The sequence below is a fragment of the Niallia alba genome (genome assembly GCF_012933555.1).
In the GTDB taxonomy this organism is placed as follows: Bacteria; Bacillota; Bacilli; order Bacillales; family Cytobacillaceae; genus Niallia; species Niallia alba.
The window spans coordinates 3,715,164-3,732,950 of the sequence record NZ_JABBPK010000001.1; the positions used below are offsets into that span (position 1 = coordinate 3,715,164).

Sequence of the window (17,787 nt, forward strand, 5' to 3'; positions counted from 1 at the left end):
CAACGCAATAACGAATCAATATATAGTTAGCTTATTTTTATCATAAATATGCAGTTATTGTCAAACAAATATTCGAAAAAACAGGAAAAATATCGAACTCTGCCTATATTTCACTCCGCTTTATGCTATAATGTATGTGATTTTAGGGGGAATGATACCATGAATGAAAGGCCGAAGTGGAAAAATGCTTTAAGCCATTTTAAAAACTTCTTCACCAATAAACGAACACTAAAAGGTGCCCGTATAACCTATGAAGCAACATGGAATGTGGCTTTAGTTTTTATCATTATCATTGCAATCGGTGGTGCTTTTGGACTCGGAATTGGTGCAGGATATTTTGCTTCACTTGTAAAGGATGAGCCAATCCGTCCTTATGCAGCAATGCAAAAAGATATTTATAATTATGAAGAAACATCAGAATTATACTTTGCCAATAATGTTTATTTAGGAAAAGTACCAACTGACCTTGAAAGAGAGGAAGTTAAAATAAATGATGTTTCAAGCTATTTAAAAGATGCTGTGATTGCTACCGAAGATGAGAATTTCTATACTCATAACGGAGTAGTGCCCAAATCCATCTTCCGCGCATTATTTCAAGAAGTAACCAATGCTTCTACTCAATCAGGAGGAAGTACCTTAACACAGCAATTAATAAAGAATCAGATTTTAACAAACGAAGTCTCCTTTGAGAGGAAAGCAAAGGAAATTCTGCTTGCACTGAGGCTAGAGAAATTCTTTGAAAAGGATGAAATATTAGAAGCTTACTTAAACGTATCCACTTTTGGAAGAAATTCATCTGGAAGAAATATTGCTGGTGTACAATCTGCAGCAAACGGTATTTTTGGGATTGATGCGAAGGACTTAACTTTGCCACAGGCTGCATTTATTGCTGGCCTTCCACAAAGTCCATTTGGTTACACTCCTTTTACACAAGAAGGGAAATTAAAAAAGAATTTAGAGCCTGGTCTAAACCGGATGAAAACTGTATTAAACAGAATGTATGATCAAGAGAAAATTTCTAAAAAAGATTATGATGCAGCAATGGCATATGATATAACTAAAGATTTTATCGGCCCTCAAAAAAGCCCGATTGAGGACTATCCAGCAGTAACAATTGAGATTCAACAAAGAAGTATCGAAATCATTGCTGAGTTGTTAGCAAAAGAAGATGGATACACAAAAGAAGACTTACAAGAAGATGACATATTAGCAGAACAATACACTACAATTGCTGACCGTCAAATTCATCAAAACGGCTATAAAATTCATAGTACAATCAACAAGAAAATCTATGATATTCAACAAAAAACGGTGAAAAATTACTCCCTTTTTGGACCAGATAAAGAACAACAAGTTATTGATCCAGAAACAAAAGAAAAAGTGACCATAATGGAACCAGTAGAAACCGGAGCCATTATGATTGAAAACAAAACGGGAGCTATCATAAGCTTTGTTGGAGGACGCGATTATAATCGAGAAGCGACAAACCATGCTACAAGGAGCTTGAGACCAAACGGATCAACAATGAAGCCGCTATTAGTTTATGCTCCAGCTATTGAACTAGGCACATTATCACCAGGTAGTGTTCTTCCAGACGTACCATTACGACTAGACCCTAGTTCACCAGGAAAAATATGGCCAAAAAACTACGATAACCAATTCCATGGTTTAGTCACAGCAAGATATGCACTTCAACAATCCTATAATGTACCTGCTGTTAAGGCATATATTGATATCCTGTCGCAAAATCCAATTAAATACTTGGAAAAAATGGGTATTACTTCTTTAAATGAAAATGACTATTCAACAAGATCTGCCGCTATCGGAGGACTTTCATACGGTGTAACGGTTGAGGAGAATACAAATGCATTTTCTACATTTGCTAATAGTGGTAAACATATTGACGCATATATGATTGAGAAAATTGAAGATAAAAACGGCAATGTTATTTATCAACATGAAGTAAAGCCAGTGGATGTATTTAGCCCACAAACAGCTTATTTAACGTTGGACATGATGAGAGATGTTATTAATCAAGGAACGGCGGCGGCTGTAAAAGGTCGTTTAAAATTCCAGTCAGATTGGGCTGGGAAAACTGGTACAACACAAGATCTTAATGACTCTTGGTTAATTGCCACAAATCCGAATGTTACGTTCGGTGTATGGACAGGTTATGATACACCAAAAACATTAGAAACATCTGGTTTATCATACAGTAAACGTAATAACTATTTATGGGCAGATTTACTAAACGCAGCTTACGACGTTGCTCCTGAGCTTGTAGACCCTTCTGAAAGCTTTAAAATGCCTGGTGGAATCGTAAGACAATCTGTGTGTTCTATTTCTGGACTATTACCTTCTGAGGGCTGCTCAAAAGCTGGACTGGTCACAACCGATTTATTTAAATCTGGTATGGCACCATCGAAAAGAGATGACAGCTTAGTAGCAGGTAAATATGTTCAAATCGGCGACAAGAAATACATGGCATTAGATTCAACCCCAAGTGAGTTTTCTGAATCAGGATTAATGCTAAATCCTGATTACATCGAAAAACTTTTTGGTATTCGTATCAGTGATCCAAGTATTCTTAGCGAAAACAACCAAAAGCTGAAGAATCTTATCATTCCTAATAATAAAATTGAAGACAATGGAAAGGCACCTAACGCACTAAAAATCAACCTTAAAGGTGATACGATAACCTGGAATAAGCATGGTGAAAAAGATGTTATTGGATATCGTGTATATAAAGACGGTAAAAAGGTGAAAAGCTTAAAAGCAGAAAATGCGTTGAGCTTTAAAGCTGGAAAAGGGACCTATATCGTTAAGGCGGTTGATATTGCCGGTAAAGAATCAAAGGCATCGAATGAGATTGTCATAGGCAATACGCAAGAAAAAAAAGAGGATAAAAATAAAAACGAAGAGAGTAAAAAGGCAGAGAATAAAAACACAGAAAAAAAAGACGCTAATAAACCAGCAAATAATAATGAAAATAAACAGCAGGACAACAAAGAACAAACCGAAAAAGCTGATGAAAAAGAGAATACTTAAAAGCGAAAGGGAGAGTCTACTATTGATTCTCCCTTTTGTTTTTATAGTTAGCTTCCAGTTTATTGTTCTTCAAAAAAAACAAAGCATTCAGCTTTGTTTTTTTAAACTCATTTTGTTGAATTACGAGATTCAATTCGATGTGGAAGTGTAACAATATGATCTTCCACCGTTTCTTTATTCATATATTTAGTGAGTAATCTCATGGCTACAGCACCAATGTCATATAACGGCTGAACAACTGTTGTTAGTTGCGGACGAACCATTAACGTTAATTTTGTATTATCAGAGGTAACAATTTCGAAATCTTCCGGTACTTTATATCCTTTATCTTCTGCCCCATGAATGACACCTAGCGCCATTTCATCTGACCCTACAAAGATAGCCGTTGGTTTATTATCGCTTTCCATTAACTTATCGAAGGATTCCATACCAGATTCATAGCTATAATCACCTTCTACTACTAAGGACTCGTTATATTCGATTCCAGCAACTTCTAGAGCCTTCTTGTAACCGCCTAATTTCTCATTTTTATTGATTGGTTCTTCCAATGATCCAAGTACGATTCCAATAGACTTATGACCCTTCTCAACAAAACTAGTCACTACATCATATGTGGCTTGCGCATAATCAATATTAACCGAAGAAATCTTTTTACTTTCTTCAATACTAGCTGCAAGAACAATCGGCACTGGTGACTTTTCAAACTCAGCAACATGTTCTTCTGTTATATTACCGCCCATAAAAACAATACCATCTACTTGTTTACCTAGCATTGTATTTAATAAGTGTAGCTCTTTATCTTTATTTTGATCCGAATTACTTAGAATAATATTATATTTATACATTGTAGCAATATCTTCAATACCTCTTGCTAATTCCGCAAAGAAGGTGCTTGATATGTCTGGAATAATTACGCCAACTGTAGTTGTTTTTTTGCTTGCAAGTCCTCTTGCTACTGCATTAGGACGATAACCTAATCGATCAATTACTTCTAATACCTTTTTTCTTGTTGTTGGTTTCACATTTGGATTTCCATTAACAACACGGGAAACAGTTGCCATGGAAACACTTGCTTCTCTTGCAACGTCGTATATTGTTATATTCATTGTTATTTCGCACTCCTTTTAGTCGAACTAATTTCTTCTATTATTTTATGGCAAGAAGCTATTTCCTAATCATCCACGATTCTCTTTTTAGCTAATCTTGTCTAATTATGTACTAATGATACGATATCACTGGAAAACCTGCAATGACAAGCTTTCATTTTTTTTCAAAAAAAACCGACATTTTTCCGGTTTTCAGCTAAAAATACCTTTATTTAAGCATTCTTCCATACAGTTTACCATAAAATAAAAAAAAATATAAATGAATTTATCATATTAACATATTAAAAACTATTAATTAAGTACGTTTTTTTCAAAATAAAAAATACCCTGTACTTGTTAGCAATTTTAACTAACATATACAGGGCCAATTTAACTTTCACAAATTTTTCTATCCTTTTATGCTCTTACATATGGTGTAGATTGTATTGCACGGTAAAATTCATCGAATTGTTCAATATCCATTTGTTGTGCTGAATCAGATAATGCAACTGCTGGATCAGGGTGAACCTCTGCCATTACTCCATCTGCACCAATAGCTAGAGCTGCCTTCGCACAAGGTAATAATAGATCCTTTCTTCCTGTTGAATGGGTAACATCCACGAAAACTGGAAGATGTGTTTCTTGTTTTAAAATTGGAACAGCTGAAATATCTAATGTATTTCTTGTAGCACGTTCATACGTACGAATACCACGCTCACAAAGGATAATTTGATCATTTCCTTGTGACATAATATACTCTGCTGCATTTATAAATTCTTCAATCGTTGCTGCTAATCCACGTTTTAAAAGAATCGGTTTTTTTACACTACCAGCAGCTTTTAATAATTCAAAGTTTTGCATATTACGTGCACCAATTTGGATTACATCAATATAATCTAATGCTGTTTCAATATGTTCCGTACTAACAATTTCACTAATTACAGCTAAATCATATTCATCCGCTACTCTTTTTAAAATTTTCAAGCCTTCTACACCAAGTCCTTGGAAATCATATGGTGATGTTCTCGGTTTGAACGCACCTCCACGCAGAAGCTTTAGCCCTTTAGCCTGAACAGATGCAGCCACTTGTGCTACTTGCTCATAAGATTCTACTGAACATGGACCAAACACAAATTTAGGCGTACCATCACCAATTTTTGTTCCTTTTACGTCAACAATTGTGTCCTCTGCCTTTTTCTTACGAGATACTAATAAAGCTTTGCTATCATCTTCTTGTTGTAATTGTAAACCCATTTTAAAAATTTGCTTAAATAAATGAGAAATAGTGGCATTATCAAACGGTCCATCATTTTTATTTACAATATGATCAAGCATTTTTCTTTCACGAACAGGATCATATCGATGTGCGCCGTGGGTTCCTTTTGTCTGGCCAATTTTTTGAACTAGACTTGCCCTCTCATTAATTTTTTCTAAAATTTCTAAGTTTAACTCATCTACTCGATTACGCAATTCTTCTAATTCTTTATTGCTCACAATCATCTCATCCCTTCATTTAAAAAGCATAAAACTGTATAATTTCATTTATACAAATGCAAAAATATGTTACATTTCTCTTAATTGGATTAATTATAAATCATATTTATCGCATTGTCACTATTTTTCTTTAACAATTAAACGCTTTTAAGCGTTAAAGCGTTTAATTGTTTCAAATAATAAATCTTTTCCTATAAATTTATCTTATATTCTATTAACAATCTTTAAATAAAAAGAAGGTGTTTTCCCGTGCAAAGTAATGAGAAACTTTTTGCATTAGATATTGGTACTCGATCAGTTGTCGGAATTATCTTAGAAAAAAAAGAGGATAGTTATCATGTTTCCGATTTATTATCCATTGAACATACCGAAAGAGCCATGTTAGATGGCCAGATTCATGACGTGTTAGCTGTTTCCAAGATTATTAAAGAAATTAGAGAACAATTAGAAGTAAAACATGGACCTTTAAAAAGAGTAAGTGTAGCTGCTGCTGGAAGAGCATTAAAGACAGAACGAGCGTCTTTTGAAATGAACATCGAAAGAAAACCGCTTATTACAAAAGAAGATATATTACATATGGAGTTAACCGCAGTCCAGCAAGCACAAAGCTCTGTCGCAGAAAAAAATGACCGTGACAAAAGTCAATTTTACTATTGTGTTGGCTATTCGGTTCTTTACTATTCTCTAGATGATCAAGAAATGGGAAGTCTAATCGATCAACAAGGATCCCTTGCAAAGGTAGAAATTATTGCTACCTTTTTACCAAGAGTGGTTGTAGAATCGCTTATCGCTGCCTTGCATCGAGCTAATTTAGAAATGCAAGCGTTGACGTTAGAACCTATCGCTGCCATTAATGTCCTTATTCCCCCTTCTATGAGACGTTTAAATGTAGCCTTAGTAGACATTGGAGCAGGAACATCTGATATTGCAATCACAGACACAGGAACAGTTACTGCTTACGGAATGGTGCCTGTCGCGGGGGATGAAATAACGGAAGCAATCAGCGACGCATATTTATTAGACTTTCCATTGGCCGAAAAAGCTAAAAGAGAATTATCCCAAAGTGATCAAATTACAATTTCAGATATTCTTGGTTTTACAACTGAATTACATAAGGAAAATGTGATAAACGAAATTGAACCAGCTTTAGACAAATTAGCCGATACTATCTGTCGAGAAATTCTTTCATTAAACAATCATAAATCACCTAAAGCAGTGATGCTCGTTGGTGGTGGAAGCCAGACTCCAGCACTGCAACAAAAGATTGCTGAGATGCTAAATCTGCCTTCTAATCGTGTTGCAATTAGAGGAATTGATGCTATCACAAACTTAACCTTTGCAAAAGACTTCCATTTAGGACCTGAACTAGTAACACCAGTTGGAATTGCTATTGCGGCTGAGAAATCGCCAGTCCAATACAAAACAGTTTATATAAATGACCAACCCGTTAGATTGTTTGAAGTCAATAAACTAACCGTCGGAGATTGTATTTTAGCATCAGGTATTCGGATGAACCAATTATACGGGAAACCCGGCAACGCAATGATTGTATCCATAAACAATCAAAAAATAACGATTCCAGGTAGTCATGGAGAAGGCCCTACCATTTTAAGAAAAGGATTGCCATGCTCCTTGGAAGATACTGTAGAAGACGGGGAATCCTTAATGGTTTATCGCGGAAAAGATGGAGAACAAGCTATTGTTCAAATAAAGGATTTACTTGATACAGAATCTGACAAAAATATAACAATAAACAATAAAAACTATACCATTCATTCCAAAATTCTTTGCAATGGAAAAGCTGTTTCTGCTGAACACCAGATAGAAGACAAAGATGTTATCGAGTATCAAGCAGATGCTACTATTCAAGAAGCATTAGAATCACTCCATTTATCGAATATGATCGAAGAACTAAAGCCTTTTCACATTTTAATTAATGGAAAAGAAACAGTCCTTCCTGCTTTCTCAGGAAAGATTATGAAAAATGGTCTTTCTTGTCGCTTAAATCAATTATTCGAAAATAATGATGTTATTCTATTAGAAAAGAGAAAAACGCCGACTGTTCAAGAATTGGCAGATAGAAAACAAATTTTAATGTACCAAGTACTGCCTGTATATTTTAATGATAAGAAAATAACGCTGACAAAACAGTTAGCACAAATACAAAGAAAAGGTCAAATTCTTCAAATGGATGATCTCCTATATAGCGGTGACGACATTAGAATCGAGCAAAAACCATTTGAGGGCTTTTTATTTCAAGATTTATTTGCTTTCGTAAATATCCATATGCCTCAAAATGGCGCAGGGTCTTTTCAACTGTTACGAAACGGGGAAAATGCAACCTTTTTAACGCCTATAAAAAAAGACGATCGGCTATCGATTGTTTGGCCTGCAAAAACAGAAAGCCCAACTACAAGCAACTAAGTGTCTCTGTTTGATAAAAGCTGCTATATCTAAAAGATGGTTAATTTCCGTATAGAGGGAATGTTTTGGAGTAATCTGAATACACGTAGACGCCATAAGGCTCATCACTCGCTCCATGGAAAGCGAAAAAAAAGTATTTAGACGGCGGGCAACAGCAAATATGAAAAAGACCTTAATAAAAACAAAAAAGGAATTCAGAATTTTCTTCTTCTGAATTCCTTTTTGTCTATATCCTGCATTATAAATATTCTATATTTCTTTAACGGCCTTTTGTAAAGAGGCTATATTTATTTTCCTGTGTGATGCATGCCAAACTATATTATTATCTGCAAAAAGTAATGCTTGTGGAGATTCATGTCTTACTTGATATTTTTCAGCAATATAATTAGATAATGGTCTAGCCTCTTGTACAGCTAAGTAGTATGTATCTATTTCTTGATTTTCTTGCTCATATTGTTTATATTCATCAAAAGCATGAGCACTAATAGGGCATGTTAAACTATGCTTAACTAACCAAAAAGTATCAGTAGTCTTAACTAGCTCCTCAAATTTTTCGACCGTGTCTATTTTTTTCATTTTCATCCACCCTTTCGCTTGCCATCTAATTATTTGCAAACAACTCATTAAGATTAAACGGCGAATTTACTTAATACCTACATAGAAAAAACAGCCTATATACTTATTACTTCCTGCTTGGTCCGAAAAAGATTGGCTCTCTTGGAACGCAGAAAGCAAAGTGTGTATAGACTGCAAGCTTTAACAACGTTTTATACAGATATTGTTTTTATCATTGGTTATATTTACTTTCTGTCTCATCAAATGCACGTTTTGTTTCTTCTAATTTTTGTTGAATTTCATCGAATTCAGTACTTTTTAAACTTGTGCTTAAATCCGATGCTTGTTCCTTCAGCTCGTCAAAACGGTCTGAAGTATTCTCTTGACCTTTAGTGTTTTTCACCTTATCCATAATATCAACAGAAGTTTTAGTAACTACATTACTTAATTGATCTGTTTTATCTTTTGCAATAGAAATGAATTCTGATCCTTTTTCCTTTAATACTCCTGCTTGTCCGTTCAAATCTTGAAGTAATTCTTTTCCTGGCTTTGGAGCAAGAAATAACGCAGTAGCTGCTCCAACAATCCCACCTAAAAATGCACCAAATAGAAAATCCTTAGAACTTGAGCTTTCATTTGCATGGATTATTTCTTGTTCTCGCTTCATCCTAACATCCTCCTTTTAATTGCTTCTTACACGAGTACGATTTTGTTCTGTTTTTCTAGCTTTCCATTGATCTTTAATATTCATAAACACTTTACTATATTGAACAATTTGAGCAATTTTATCTTGATTTTTTACAAGTGTATTTTCTACATTTTGTGTAATCGATTGTACAGATTGATTAAATCCTTGTACGCTTGATCCTACATCCTTCACTGCATCAACAACGGAATTTAAACTTTCTGATTTCTGTTGAATATCTGCCGCTAGATCATTCGTCTTTTGTAATAAAATAGTTGTTTCTCTCGTGACACCATCTAGTTGCCTTTCTAACCCGACGAGTGTTCTGGAAACACTATCCAGCGTAGTATGTAATGATTTCAATGTTCTCGCAACATAAATGACAAGAATTGTAAACGCAATAGCTATTAATGCTACGCTTAAGTATAAAAGATTTATCATCCTTATCGCACCTCCACTTTATTGGTCTTTTCCCAGATTCGCGTTTGCTAAAACCTTAGTTTTATTATAATTGGAAAAACTTTCAGAAACAAATGATTCCTTAAAAGCTCTTTTATGGTTTTATCGAGTAATAGGAAAAAGCTCTAATGAAAGGCGTAAAATATCATTTTAACTTATCCTATTTTTTCTTTTTAATGTATTTTATTATTGTTTTTTATTTAAGGAAAAAATATTTTCGGGTACAATAAGAAAGTTATCACAAAAAAATTTGGAGGTACATATGAAAGATCCACGCATTGATCAACTAGCAAAAAATCTAATTAATTATTCCATTCGCTTACAAAAAGGCGAAAAGGTTCTTATTGAAAATTTTGGACTTCAAAAAGAACTTGTAAAAGCACTTGTACGCGAAGCATACGCAGCTGGTGGTTATCCTTTTGTTTCCCTAAAGGATAACGATGTAAATCGTTCTTTGCTTTTAGAAGCACAACAGGAGCAATATGATATGATGGCACAATTTGAAGCAAATGTGATGAGTAATATGGATGCATATATTGGGCTTCGAGCTGGTGATAACATTAATGAGCTTGCAGACGTTCCTGCAGAAAAAATGAAGATTGAAGGGTCAACCATTGGTAAACAGGTACATAGAGAAATTCGCGTTCCTAAAACAAGATGGGTTGTCCTTCGTTACCCTAGCCCATCCATGGCACAGCTTGCAAGAATGAGTACAGATGCATTTGAAGATTTCTATTTTGATGTTTGTAATCTGGATTATGGGAAAATGGACAAAGCAATGGATAATCTTGTAGCATTAATGAACCGCACTGACAAAGTTCGCTTAACTGGTCCAGGGACAGACTTAACTTTCTCTATTAAAGACATCCCAGCAATTAAGTGTTCTGGTCAAATGAATATTCCAGATGGTGAAGTTTATACTGCTCCTGTACGTGACTCGGTTAATGGATTACTAACTTATAATACTCCTTCGCCTTACCAAGGATTTACATTTGAAAATGTTAGCTTAAAGTTTGAAAATGGAAAAATTGTCGATGCAACAGCTAACGATACGGAGAGACTAAACAAAGTATTGGATACTGATGAAGGTGCTCGTTATATTGGGGAATTTGCAATAGGAGTAAACCCATATATTCTACATCCAATGCAGGATATTTTATTTGATGAAAAAATCGATGGAAGCTTCCACTTTACACCAGGACAAGCCTATGATAATGCTTATAACGGTAATAACTCCAATATCCACTGGGATATGGTAAATATTCAACGTCCTGATTATGGTGGTGGAGAAATCTACTTCGATGATGTTTTAATAAGAAAAGATGGAAAATTTGTTCTTCCTGAATTAGAAGCATTAAATCCAGAGAATTTAAAATAAGAAAAGCTATGGGCACCCGTTTAGTGGCGCGACCTTCCTGAGCTTAATGGAAGTCCAGTAAACGATCGTGAATGCCATCAGCTCCTAGAAACTTATAATTTCTTAACTATTGAAAAAGGACTCTTACGTATAGGCGAAAGAGTCCTTTTTTATTATCCTAATGTTTTTTCATAAGCACTTTGATATTTTTGAATATCACCTGCACCCATAAACAAGATTACACTATCAGTATGTTCTTTTAAGGAAGAAACAGTCTCTACTGAAATAATTTTGCTTCCAGGTACCTTTTCAGCTAAGTCCATGATACTTAACTTTCCGTGATTTTCACGAGCAGAACCAAATATATCACATAGATAAGTAGAGTCTGCTAAATTTAAGCTATCTGCAAATTCTTGAAGAAACGCTTGTGTACGAGAGAATGTATGTGGCTGAAATACAGCTACAATTTCTCGATCAGGATACTTTTGACGGGCCGCTTCTACTGTTGCTTTAATTTCAGTAGGATGGTGAGCATAATCATCAATAATAACCTGTGAGCCAATTACCTTTTCTGTAAATCTGCGTTTAACACCTTCAAAGGTCATTAATCTTTCTTTCACAATTTCCGCATCTAATTCCTCATAATGACTAAGCGTAATAACAGCCAAAGCATTTAAAATATTATGGTCACCAAATGTTGGAATGGAGAATGTGTTGTAGTACGTATTACGAACGTAAACTTCAAAAGTTGTACCCTCTGTCGTTTTTTCTACATTTCTCGCTTGGAAATCATTTTCATCTCCAAAACCATAAAACACAACTGGTACTTTTGCTTGAATTTTTTGCAGATGTTCATCGTCTCCACAAGCAAAAATTCCCTTTTTAACTTGCCATGCCATTTCTTGAAAAGCAGAAAAAACATCATCCACATTAGCAAAATAGTCTGGATGGTCAAAATCGATGTTTGTCATCAACGCATAATCTGGGAAATAAGACAGAAAATGTCTTCTATATTCACATGCCTCAAAAGCAAAATATTCTGCTTCCAATACGCCTTTACCTGTTCCGTCACCAATTAAATATGCTGTAGGTTTTGCACCTTTCATTACATGGGAAAGCAAACCAGTTGTTGAAGTTTTTCCATGCGCTCCAGTAACAGCAATACTTGTAAATTGTTTCATAAAGTCTCCAAGGAAACGATGGTAACGAATAACTGGAAGACCAAGCTTTACAGCCTCTTCTACTTCCTCATGTGTATCTGGAAATGCATTCCCTACGATAACATTCATTCCTGGTTTAATATTTTCCCGGTGAAAAGGAAGAATTTTAATTCCCGCCTGTTCTAAAGCAATCTGAGTGAAAAATCTTTTTTCCACATCTGATCCTTGTACCTCAAAACCCATATCATGTAAAATTTGTGCTAATGCACTCATTCCCGACCCTTTTATACCTACGAAGTGGTAAATAGTCATATAAAGAACCTCCAACTACGCATATCTTTTAACAGTATATGATATCCTCATTCAATTTGCTCATTGCATTTATGTATGCAATTTTTGTTCCATTTTATTTTTCTCATTCAGCTTATTATTCATGTTCCAGCTGAACATTAACTTTTTTTTCCTTTTTTTCATTTCACATTTATACATTATACCATCTTTCATGATGAAAAACTATGCAACAATACAATTCCAATGTATGGAAATTACCAAACAGAAATGCTTCTGGTATTATTCCGTTTCCTGAAATTGCAGTAATTCACTTTCTGTAATTAATACATCTCTCGGTTTTGTCCCTCTTGCTTCAGATATAAATCCTTGCTTCTCCATCATATCAATTAACCTCGCTGCTCGATTATACCCTATTTTAAAGTTTCTTTGAAGACTAGATGTAGAAGCACCACCTTGTTCAATAATAAATTCACATGCTTCATAAAATAGCTCATCTTCTTCTTCAGACATTTGTACCTTTTTTAAAAGCTCTTCTTGCTCAAATAAATATTCTGGTTTTCTTTCTCTTCTTACGTGAGCAACCACTTGGTCAATTTCTTCATCTGATACATATGTTCCTTGTAATCGTACTGGCTTGGATGTGCCATTTTCTAAGAACAGCATATCTCCTTTTCCTAACAGTTTTTCGGCACCACTTATATCAATCACTGTTCGTGAATCAATTTGAGAGGAAACAGAAAAGGCGATTCTTGTTGGAACATTTGCTTTTATTAAACCTGTAATAACATCTACAGATGGTCTTTGTGTTGCAATTAAGAGATGAATTCCGCAGGCTCTTGCCTTTTGGGCTATTCTGCTGATTGCTTCTTCAACATCAGCTGGAGCCATCATCATTAAATCCGCTAACTCATCAATAATAATCACTAAATAAGGCAATTTTTCACTGTATCTTTTATGCTCTTCTGCTAATTGATTATATTTTGAAATATCTCTAACACCTACATGTGCCAAAAGTTCGTATCTTCTTTCCATTTCTTCTACGGCCCATTTTAAGGCAGCAGTTGCAGTCTTTACATCGGTAATAACCGGACTTGCCAAATGTGGTATATAGTTATATGGAGCCAACTCAACCATTTTAGGATCTACTAACAATAACTTCAGTTCCTCTGGCTTTGCCTTATATAGCAAGCTTACAAGCATTGTATTTATACATACGCTTTTTCCAGAACCGGTTGCTCCCGCAATTAATCCATGAGGCATTTTTCGTAAATCCGTCACAATTGGTTTACCGGAAATATCCAGCCCCATAGCAACTGTTAAAGGAGAAGAAGAATTTTTAAATTCATCGCTTTCTAAAATTTCTCTGATTAGCACTGGCCGGCTATTCCGATTCGGCACTTCAATACCGATTGTATGTTTTCCAGGGATAGGTGCTTCAATTCTTATATCCTTGGCAGCTAAACTTAATTTTAAGTCATCAGATAGGTTTGTAATTTTGCTAACCTTTACTCCTGGTTCGGGTTGAACCTCGTATCGAGTAACAGAAGGTCCTTGAGTTACATTTACCACTTTGGCATGAACATTAAAATTAGTAAATGTATCATTCAAAAGCATCGTCTGCTCTTCAATCCATCCATCCTTTTCTATTTGTAAAATAGGGGGATGCAACAAATTTTCTTCAGGAAAAACATAGTATGGTAAGTTATGATAAACCTCTTCATCCTCTTCGCTTAAAGGTTGAACTATTTCTTCGACCTTTGGCTCTGGCTTTGGCTTATCATAAACTTTTTTTTCGATTTTTTTATTCGCCAATGACTGTCTGTCTTTATTCAGCATCAACACATTAAATGGTAAAGGACCTTTTCGAGTAGGAGGTTTTCTCTCCAATGTTTTTTCTGAGGAATCTTTTTCTTCCTTTTCTTCAACAACCTCCTCGCTATTTTGCAGGAAGGTTTCTTCTACCTTTACTTCTGTTTCTTCAAACCGCAACAACGGTTGCTCATTATGTTCCTGCTCATCTACTAAGCTTTCTATCTGCCTATCTACTTCATTATCCTCCCAATCCCTTTCAAGACTAACAGGTGAAGCAATCTTTCCTGGTTCTAATGAACTATCTCCGTTATTATAATGATGTGCATCTTCCTCTTCATCTAATGATTCTTCTGGATACGGAGAAAGAATCGACTCTTGTTTATGCTCTTCCATTGTCATTGTAGCTTGTTCTCGAACTAGGTCTATCTCATCGGTCGTTTCGACTTCCTGAGTTATTGCTATCTCTTCAATTACTTCGACTTCCTGAGTTGCAGCTATCTCTTCAGTTACTTCCATTTCTGGAGTTACTACTATCTCTTCAGTTACTTCGGCTTCTGGAGTTACAGCTATCTCTTCGGTTACTTCGGCTTCTGGAGTTACAGCTATCTTTTCGGTTACTTCGGCTTCTGGAGTTACAGCTATCTCTTCGGTTACTTCTACTTCCTGAGTTGCAGCTATCTCTTCAGTTACTTCCATTTCTGAAGTTACTGCTATCTCTTCAGTTATTTCCGCTTTTGGAGTTACAAATAATGCATCAGTCACTTCCACTATTTCCCGCACCACTTCATCTTGCCTTTCTTGTGATTGTATGACAGATGATTTTTGCCAACCGTCAACAGGCTCTTTTATTATAGGTCGTGATGTCGTTGTGCTTGTTTCTTTTCTTTCCGGACGATTATATCCATATATCGGAGAAACAACTTCCGTCGGCTTAAACGGACGATTTCCACTATATGTATTTGATACTTGTTCTTCCTTGAAATTATTTTTGGGCTGTTCCGTAAATTGTCGTTTAAATGGTTGATTGATTTCTTCCTGATCATTTACAAATGATTGCCTAGGTACTCTTCTTTTCTTTCGGTCTACTTCTTTCCTATCATCTTCATCCCCATCTGGTATTAACGGAAAACGAAAATTACCTTTTGGATATTGATAGAGAACTTTGGAATCCATCTCTTTCTTCCATGCAGTGGATTCAACATTTGGTTGATTTTCTATCTCAACCGTTTTTTCAACTTGGTTCAGCTCCTCTTCTTCACTAACAAACTGTTTAAATACTTTCTTGAACCAATTCACACTTAATCACTCTTTCTTTCAAATCTCATTACTATTTTAACAGTTATGTTCAGAATTTCGAGTACTATTTTTTAACAACTCTCCCTTTCCCTCTTTAGATAGAGGTTAAACAAAGACAGCTGTCCCTTTTTTTGGCTCATTCTGTTCGAGGCATTCTACACGTGCCATTATAAGATGTAAAAACAAACTGCAATATGTTAAAGTGAAACTTCCATCCGAAGAGTTTTCCTTCGTCCCTCACAGCAAGTTAGTTGAACCATTTGGACCTTTATGGACAATTGATCCCGCTCTATCTTCCTCAAATTCTCTTAAGCTTAAAGTCAGAGTCTTACTGTCCGTTAAGGGTGGGATAAATGGAACAAATGAATAAAACAAAAAAGAGACACTTTTGAAAGCTAATTTAGTCCTAATTGCCTCTTTCATTAAGTCTCTCTATATAATTAAGTTAAAACAGGGAACTTTACATATGGAAAAGATTACTTTCATTATTTAAAGAATAGACGGCATTTATTTCATTTTTTTAATCTACATAATGGTTATTTTAATATAAACACATTTCAATTAGATGTCATTCAAAAGTAAATTATAAATCGATTTGATTACATTTTTTCTATTATTTTTCTCGTTTTTTATTTTTCCCTAATATAAAGATAGGTTCTAATTCTCCACCTTCATAAAGAAAAGACAATGCCGTAATGGGAACTCTTCCACTTGCAAAAAAGCTCATTGTCATTTGAGCAAGGACATCATATCCTGTTTCATTTCGAATATCCCCAATAATAAGCACATCTTGATGCGGTACAGCAACAGTCATGGTCCCTTCTACCTTTTCGTTCATTTCTTTTAGAAAAGCATCATTTAGTATTCTACTTGCATCATAGCCATCATTGCTATTTAAGAAATAAAAAATATTTCCTGCCACATTGTCAGACTTTACTTGTGTGGATAGAGATCGAACATTAAAAAGAGCCATCTCTTTTATAGAAGTAGGGGTCCATTCTTCCTTCTCCATCAATTTCTCATCAACAAGACGGTAAGTATTCCCCATATCTAAAGCATAATAAACTCTTGTTTCTGCTGTATGTTCATCAGTTATAAATGGAATTTCTTCGTTTGACTGTTGCGGAAAAGAAGTCGAACGTATGACAGGAAATAGTTTCTTCTCTTTCCCTTCTATTTGCCCATCTTTTTCAATAGCACCTAATCCATGTTCGATATAATAAACAATCTCATCTACTGCTTTTTCTTTCTGTGTTTCCCATTTAGCAATGATTTCAGGTAAAGAAACAGTAACTCCTTTTCCCGTTACTTTACTCTCTATGCGAACTTGATCTTTTTTACTATCAAAAGTAAAAGTTCGATCTTCATTGCTTATTCTTTGTTTAAGCATATCCTTCATTTTCTTACTCGTCATTTTCATGATTGCTTCACTTCCGTCCTTTAGATTTCGTCCTATTATTATACGCTAAATGATTGTATATTCATCTCTTTTGATACTACGTTTTTTACAAACACAAGGAAAAAGGTTATCTCTTATAAAATTATAGCAAGGAACTATTTGTTTTCCTTAACTACCTTTTTATACGAGACAACCTTTATAGTATAAACGCCTCTTTAACACGTTTCCGCCACTAATATTCCTATTACCTTATATTTTTCTTATAGAGACTCAATAAACTTTTCAATTTCTTCTTGTGTTTTTCGATCTTTGCTTACAAATCGACCAAGTTCTTTTCCGCCTTCAAATGCGATAAAACTTGGGATGCCAAACACATCTAACTCTATACATGTATCAATATATTTGTCTCGATCCACATGAACAAATGTATAGTTATCATATTTCGCTTCTACTTCTGGCATAAATGGTTCGATAAATCGGCAGTCTCCACACCATTCTGCGGAAAAAAGAAAAATATGTCTTTCCGAGCTATTTTTTAACTCTGTAAATTCTTCCACTGATTGCAAATCTTTCATTGTATTGCCCCCCTAAATAATTGAAGCCTTTTTATAAATAGTATCAGAAAAATATGTTCCTCACTACTAATATGCTTTCCTACTGCTTCCTTTTTATCACCTTGAATCCAAGCTTTTTCTAAGTTATTTTGACTATTTTTAAAAAAG

At 34.9% G+C, this 17,787-nt stretch carries 12 protein-coding genes and 1 other annotated feature (1 of these 13 cut by a window edge); of the genes, 3 read left to right on the plus strand and 9 right to left on the minus strand.

Annotated elements, in window-relative coordinates; translation table 11 throughout:
• Positions 1–12, minus strand: a binding site (T-box leader); it reaches 214 nt to the left of the window's first position.
• Positions 13–159: 147 nt separating this feature from the next.
• On the plus strand, positions 160–3,048 hold the full coding sequence (locus tag HHU08_RS17780) for a transglycosylase domain-containing protein (protein WP_169188978.1): 2,889 nt from the start codon (positions 160–162) through the stop codon (positions 3,046–3,048).
• A gap of 107 nt (positions 3,049–3,155) precedes the next feature.
• On the opposite strand, the gene ccpA is transcribed toward HHU08_RS17780, so the two are convergent.
• Complete coding sequence (gene ccpA, locus HHU08_RS17785) at positions 3,156–4,154, minus strand: catabolite control protein A (RefSeq protein WP_016202824.1); 999 nt, start codon at positions 4,152–4,154, stop codon at positions 3,156–3,158.
• Positions 4,155–4,550: 396 nt separating this feature from the next.
• The gene (locus tag HHU08_RS17790; RefSeq protein ID WP_016202825.1) at positions 4,551–5,627 is read right to left on the minus strand and encodes a bifunctional 3-deoxy-7-phosphoheptulonate synthase/chorismate mutase; all 1,077 of its coding nucleotides are present in this window, start codon (positions 5,625–5,627) and stop codon (positions 4,551–4,553) included.
• A 249-nt stretch (positions 5,628–5,876) separates the two neighbouring features.
• On the opposite strand from HHU08_RS17790, the gene pilM reads away from it, so the two are divergent.
• Positions 5,877–8,051, plus strand: a complete 2,175-nt coding sequence (gene pilM / locus HHU08_RS17795; RefSeq protein WP_016202826.1) for a cell division protein FtsA — start codon at positions 5,877–5,879, stop codon at positions 8,049–8,051.
• A 249-nt stretch (positions 8,052–8,300) separates the two neighbouring features.
• Here pilM and ytxJ read toward each other — a convergent pair whose 3' ends face one another.
• The 3 genes from ytxJ to HHU08_RS17810 all read right to left on the minus strand — a co-directional run bounded on the left by ytxJ (position 8,301) and on the right by HHU08_RS17810 (position 9,732).
• Positions 8,301–8,627, minus strand: coding sequence for a bacillithiol system redox-active protein YtxJ (gene ytxJ / locus HHU08_RS17800; RefSeq protein WP_016202827.1), 327 nt, complete (start codon positions 8,625–8,627; stop codon positions 8,301–8,303).
• Between the two features lie 211 nt (positions 8,628–8,838).
• Entirely contained in the window at positions 8,839–9,273 is a 435-nt protein-coding gene (locus tag HHU08_RS17805; RefSeq protein WP_169188979.1) for a YtxH domain-containing protein, read from the minus strand.
• 15 nt (positions 9,274–9,288) lie between these two features.
• Positions 9,289–9,732 (minus strand): DUF948 domain-containing protein, encoded by a 444-nt coding sequence (locus tag HHU08_RS17810; protein ID WP_169188980.1) that lies wholly within the window; start codon positions 9,730–9,732, stop codon positions 9,289–9,291.
• 280 nt (positions 9,733–10,012) lie between these two features.
• Here HHU08_RS17810 and HHU08_RS17815 point away from each other — a divergent pair, with 280 nt between their 5' ends.
• Positions 10,013–11,128 carry an aminopeptidase gene (locus HHU08_RS17815; protein WP_016202830.1) on the plus strand — a complete coding sequence of 372 codons (1,116 nt, stop codon included), beginning with the start codon at positions 10,013–10,015 and terminating at the stop codon, positions 11,126–11,128.
• A 152-nt stretch (positions 11,129–11,280) separates the two neighbouring features.
• Here HHU08_RS17815 and murC read toward each other — a convergent pair whose 3' ends face one another.
• The 4 genes from murC to HHU08_RS17835 all read right to left on the minus strand — a co-directional run bounded on the left by murC (position 11,281) and on the right by HHU08_RS17835 (position 17,640).
• Positions 11,281–12,579, minus strand: a complete 1,299-nt coding sequence (gene murC, locus HHU08_RS17820; RefSeq protein ID WP_016202831.1) for a UDP-N-acetylmuramate--L-alanine ligase — start codon at positions 12,577–12,579, stop codon at positions 11,281–11,283.
• A 258-nt stretch (positions 12,580–12,837) separates the two neighbouring features.
• Positions 12,838–15,666 carry a DNA translocase FtsK gene (locus tag HHU08_RS17825; protein ID WP_169188981.1) on the minus strand — a complete coding sequence of 943 codons (2,829 nt, stop codon included), beginning with the start codon at positions 15,664–15,666 and terminating at the stop codon, positions 12,838–12,840.
• A 613-nt stretch (positions 15,667–16,279) separates the two neighbouring features.
• Positions 16,280–17,080: a DUF1444 domain-containing protein gene (locus HHU08_RS17830; RefSeq protein WP_016202833.1), complete on the minus strand. Its 801-nt coding sequence runs from the start codon at positions 17,078–17,080 to the stop codon at positions 16,280–16,282.
• 245 nt (positions 17,081–17,325) lie between these two features.
• Complete coding sequence (locus HHU08_RS17835) at positions 17,326–17,640, minus strand: thioredoxin family protein (RefSeq protein WP_016202834.1); 315 nt, start codon at positions 17,638–17,640, stop codon at positions 17,326–17,328.
• Between the last annotated feature and the right edge of the window lie 147 nt (positions 17,641–17,787).